This window comes from Pseudoalteromonas luteoviolacea H33-S (genome assembly GCF_001625695.1).
GTDB classification, from domain to species: Bacteria; Pseudomonadota; Gammaproteobacteria; order Enterobacterales; family Alteromonadaceae; genus Pseudoalteromonas; species Pseudoalteromonas luteoviolacea_B.
On record NZ_AUXY01000119.1, the window covers coordinates 1 to 4,368 of the forward strand.

Annotated in this window: 5 protein-coding genes; all 5 read right to left on the reverse strand. The window is 41.7% G+C overall.

The window, feature by feature from the left end:
- Nucleotides 1–782: hypothetical protein (locus tag N477_RS22375; protein ID WP_063379463.1), on the reverse strand; the 782-nt coding region annotated here is incomplete at its 3' end.
- A gap of 34 nt (nucleotides 783–816) precedes the next feature.
- Nucleotides 817–1,803 (reverse strand): hypothetical protein, encoded by a 987-nt coding sequence (locus N477_RS22380; RefSeq protein WP_155732003.1) that lies wholly within the window; start codon nucleotides 1,801–1,803, stop codon nucleotides 817–819.
- A gap of 13 nt (nucleotides 1,804–1,816) precedes the next feature.
- On the reverse strand, nucleotides 1,817–2,698 hold the full coding sequence (locus N477_RS22385; RefSeq protein ID WP_063364365.1) for a hypothetical protein: 882 nt from the start codon (nucleotides 2,696–2,698) through the stop codon (nucleotides 1,817–1,819).
- A 34-nt stretch (nucleotides 2,699–2,732) separates the two neighbouring features.
- Nucleotides 2,733–3,671 carry a hypothetical protein gene (locus N477_RS22390; protein WP_081216650.1) on the reverse strand — a complete coding sequence of 313 codons (939 nt, stop codon included), beginning with the start codon at nucleotides 3,669–3,671 and terminating at the stop codon, nucleotides 2,733–2,735.
- Nucleotides 3,672–3,694: 23 nt separating this feature from the next.
- Nucleotides 3,695–4,072 (reverse strand): hypothetical protein, encoded by a 378-nt coding sequence (locus N477_RS22395; RefSeq protein ID WP_063364367.1) that lies wholly within the window; start codon nucleotides 4,070–4,072, stop codon nucleotides 3,695–3,697.
- Between the last annotated feature and the right edge of the window lie 296 nt (nucleotides 4,073–4,368).

The window sequence follows — 4,368 nt, forward strand, 5'->3', positions numbered from 1 at the left end:
TTATAATGCTCTTCTATTGATTCATGTACGTCTTCATGTATCGGCTCATTGATATCCATAAACTTCAAAATGGCTGTCCAATGATCTTTTTCCATCCCCCCAAAAGTGGCAATGGTTGGCCGCCACCAAAACTTGGCTGGGTACTTAGTCAACACTAAGCCACCCGTTCCCATTTCACCTCCACCTCTCGCCGCCTGAATGATTGGCCCTTCGCACATTTCAACGTCTTCAATCGGAACATAAAATGGCCGTCGCAATAGTGTATGTGAGGTGCGTACAAGTCCGGTATGGCGGTTAAACTCAATTCTGTCTAACCAATCCAGCTGTTCCCATAATTTATAAGTCAACCAAGGGCCGATAATAAATAATGCTATACCTGCCAAAATCCACCAAGCGGGCCCTGTAATTAGTCCAAAAACAAAAAAGCCAAAACCACCCAAAAATCCAAAAAGAGAAAGAAAAAAACAAACAAGCCAAATGCCGGGTGCTCTGCGCAAAGCCACCACTTGTCCATCACAATCACCAATATGATAATAACGTTCGGTATGTTCTCGCGAAGCAAACTTTCGTTTAAAAGGTTTTGCAACTTTGAATTCACAGCCATTAAGTTTTGCAGCCATCGCTAAACGATCTTCATAATTACTATGGTGTAAATACTCTTTTGATAGATCTAAATAATAAAACCCTAACCTTGAATATTTCGTTACATTGCGATTCCTTAAACGTATTGCAGCTCGTTGCTGCTCTCTAATCTCTTCTTCTGTTAGCGCTTCTTGACTCATCTTCATCCTTAAATTTGTAAATCTCCGTTTTTTACTACCAAACCTCAAATCGGTTTATTTGCTTATCCTCAGCATCCAAGTACTTTTTCATTGATTCAGGAAACGGGCCAGTGCCCATGGCGTTTTTATCTTTCTTGAAGTGCTCTTCGATGGTTGCATGAACATCCATATCGATCGGTTCACTAATATCCATAAACCTTACAATACTGGCCCAATGCTCTTGCTCCATCCCACCAAATACCGTAATGGTTGGCCTAAACCAGTAACGCTTAGGGTATTTGGTTAACACTAGGCTGCCGGTAGCCATTTCTCCGCCGCCTCTTGCGGCTTGTACCACAGGGCCTTCACACAGCTCTATGTCTTCAATTGGCACATAAAAACGTCGTCTCAGAAAAGAAAATGGCATACGCACCAATCCGGTGTGGCGATTAAATTCTATTTTATCTATCCATGCCCCCCACTCCCAGACTTTGTGAACGGCCATGGGACCTAATATACTCACAGGGATTAAATATGCGTACGAAAACTCCCAAAAAAAGACAACATTAACAACACTAAAAAAAAGCATGTAGACACATAAGATAAACCATAAAAAACAAAACCCGCCCCAAAATGGCGCTCTGCGGATCCCAACAATTTGTCCATCGCACCAGCCAATGTGGTTATCTGTACCATGGTGCTCCCGCGATGAAAACGGCTTTTTAAATGGCTTAGCTTCTTTAAACCCGCAGCCATTTAACTGTGCAGCTTTTGCAAGGCGTTGCTCATATGTCTGATGATGAAGGTGGTCTTTTGGCACGTCTTCGTAAAAAACATTAGATCTTCGATAAGAAATGCGATTCTTTCTCCTTAGTTCCAGTAACTCAAAAATTGCTTTCTCGTCACCTATAGCATTTTTTTTCTGCTCTTCCATATCCGCTCTAATTTGCTCAGTACTTTTTTTGTATTCTTGCCGTGCCTCTTCATCTATTTTCGAGCTTTTTGTATTATCATTTGACAACAATTCTTTTGAGTCCATCATGTAATCGAGCCCGCTACCAAACCTTCCAGCGGCTTACTTGCTTGTCTTCTGGATCAATATACTTTTTCATCACTTCAGGAAAAGGGCCCGTACCCATGGCGTTTTTATCTTTTTCGTAATGCTCCTCTATTGTGGCGTAAACATGCCGATGTATCGGCTCATTAATATCCATAAACTTCAGAATGGCTGTCCAATGATCTTTTTCCATCCCCCCAAAAGTCGCAATGGTTGGGCGCCACCAAAACTTGGCTGGGTACTTAGTCAATACTAAGCCACCCGTCCCCATCTCACCACCACCTCTCGCCGCTTGAATGATTGGCCCTTCGCACATTTCAACATCTTCAATCGGGACATAAAATGGCCGTCGCAACAAAGTATGTGAGGTGCGCATAAGTCCGGTATGGCGGTTAAACTCAATCTTGTCTAACCAGTCCAACTTTTTCCATAACTTATAAGTCAGCCAAGGACCTATGCAAAAAAGCGCTAATGCAGCTGGCATTAACCAATTCGGTCCATGGAATACCCCCTCAAAGAAAAAACCAAGCCCAGCGGGAAAGCAAAGAGCGGAGAGAAACAAACAAACGAGCCAAATACCGGGGGCTCTACGCAAACTCACTACTTGTCCATCACAATCGCCAATATGATAATAACGTTCGGTATGTTCTCGCGAAGCAAACTTTCGTTTAAAGGGTTTTGCTACTTTAAATCCACAACCATTAAGTTTTGCAGCCATAGCCAAACGGTCTTCATAGTTACTATGATGCAAATACTCTTTTGATAGATCTAAATAATAAAAGCCTAACCTTGAATATTTCGTTACATTACGATTCCTTAAACGCATTGCCGCTCGTTGCTGCTCTCTAATTTCTTCTTCTGTTAGCGCTTCTTGATTCATCTTCATCCTTAAATTTGTAAATCTCCGTTATTTGCTACCAAACCTCAAATCGGTTGATCTGCTTATCCTCAGCATCCAAGTATTTTTTCATCGATTCCGGAAATGGGCCTGTGCCCATAGCGTTTTTATCTTTCTTGAAGTGCTCTTCGATGGTTGCATGAACATCCATATGTATTGGCTGGCTGATATCCATAAACTTTATAATGGCTGTCCAATGATCTTTTTCCATGCCACCTAAAATAACAAGAGAAGGACGCCACCAAAACTTCGCAGGGTATTTTATAAGTACGAGACTGCCTGTGGGTATCTCACCACTACCACGGGCATTTTTTACAACCGGGCCTTGGCACAGCTCAATATCCTCTATGGGGATATAAAAAGGCCGCCTTAATAAAGTATGAGATGTGCGTACTAGCCCCGTATGGCGGTTAAACTCTATCTTGTCTAACCAATCTAGGTTTTTCCATAATACTTGATCCGCAAACCAAGGCCCTGCAATGGCTAAGGGCGTAAAGATGATCAACCAAATAGGGCCTGATGTAATACCAAAGAGCAATGCGGCGCCACCGCATATGAACAAGATACACCCAATTAATAGACATACTAACCAAATTCCTGGGGCTCTTCTTATACCAACCACTTGTCCATCGCACCAGCCGATATGGTGATGTATATCTGTGTGCTCCCGAGAAACAAATTCTTCATTTTTCAAGCTTGATTTTTTGAAATCACAACCGTTAAGTTCAGCAGCTTTAGCTAAACGCTCCTCGTAACTTTGATGATGCAAATGCTGTTGAGACAACTCTTCATAGTAAATGCCTTGTTCAAAATACTTTGTATTATTTACACTTCTCTGTTCTATTTCATCAAATCTTTTTTTATCCTCGCCCGTTGCTACTGCTTTTTCTTTTTCAAATTCATCAAGCATTTCTTCGATAGATTTGACTGGTTTCTCACTTTTATTTAGAGACATAATGATCCTTATTCGATTAATACCTAACGAGGATTTGATGGACGTAAAAATACTTCTTGTAAATACATCCCCCCTTGAGTTTGTTCATATTCACCCTCGCCAAAAAAAGACTCCCAGAATGATTCTGCTTGGCGTCTTACATACGACGGCAGCATAAACTCTGTTTCAGTCCCCTCAACCAATTTGGCGCCCTCCCCTTGCGGATATACTTTGTACTCCCCCTTGAGCTCAATACTGCTGTTATAAGGCAGCTCTAAAACCTGCCTTAAGCGGTGATAACTCACATCAAAATGCCAACCTTTTCGCGCAGGAAATAAGTTAATTTTTGACATTAACTTACTCAATTGATGATAAGTGAGTACTTTAAACTCCTTGTCAGGCCCTGTCGTTCGGCGCCACATCAGCTTTACCCTTGCGCCATTAATGGGGTGTACCATTGGCGCGTAAAAGGCTTTTGGAAAAAGCGAAAAAGTCTAAATATTGTGATTGCAAGGTACGTTGGTAAGCACACAATATTCTGGCCGACTTATCTGTAACCGCTTGAGTGCATATTGTTTTACGGACCATTTGTTATAAATTTATCGAATTAGGAAGTTAAACCATTTTTGTGGGACCATGGCTTTCCTTTCGCTATTAAAACTCAACCCTTTTGGTTTGACAGCAAAACCGCTACCAAACCTTCCAGCGGCTTACTTGC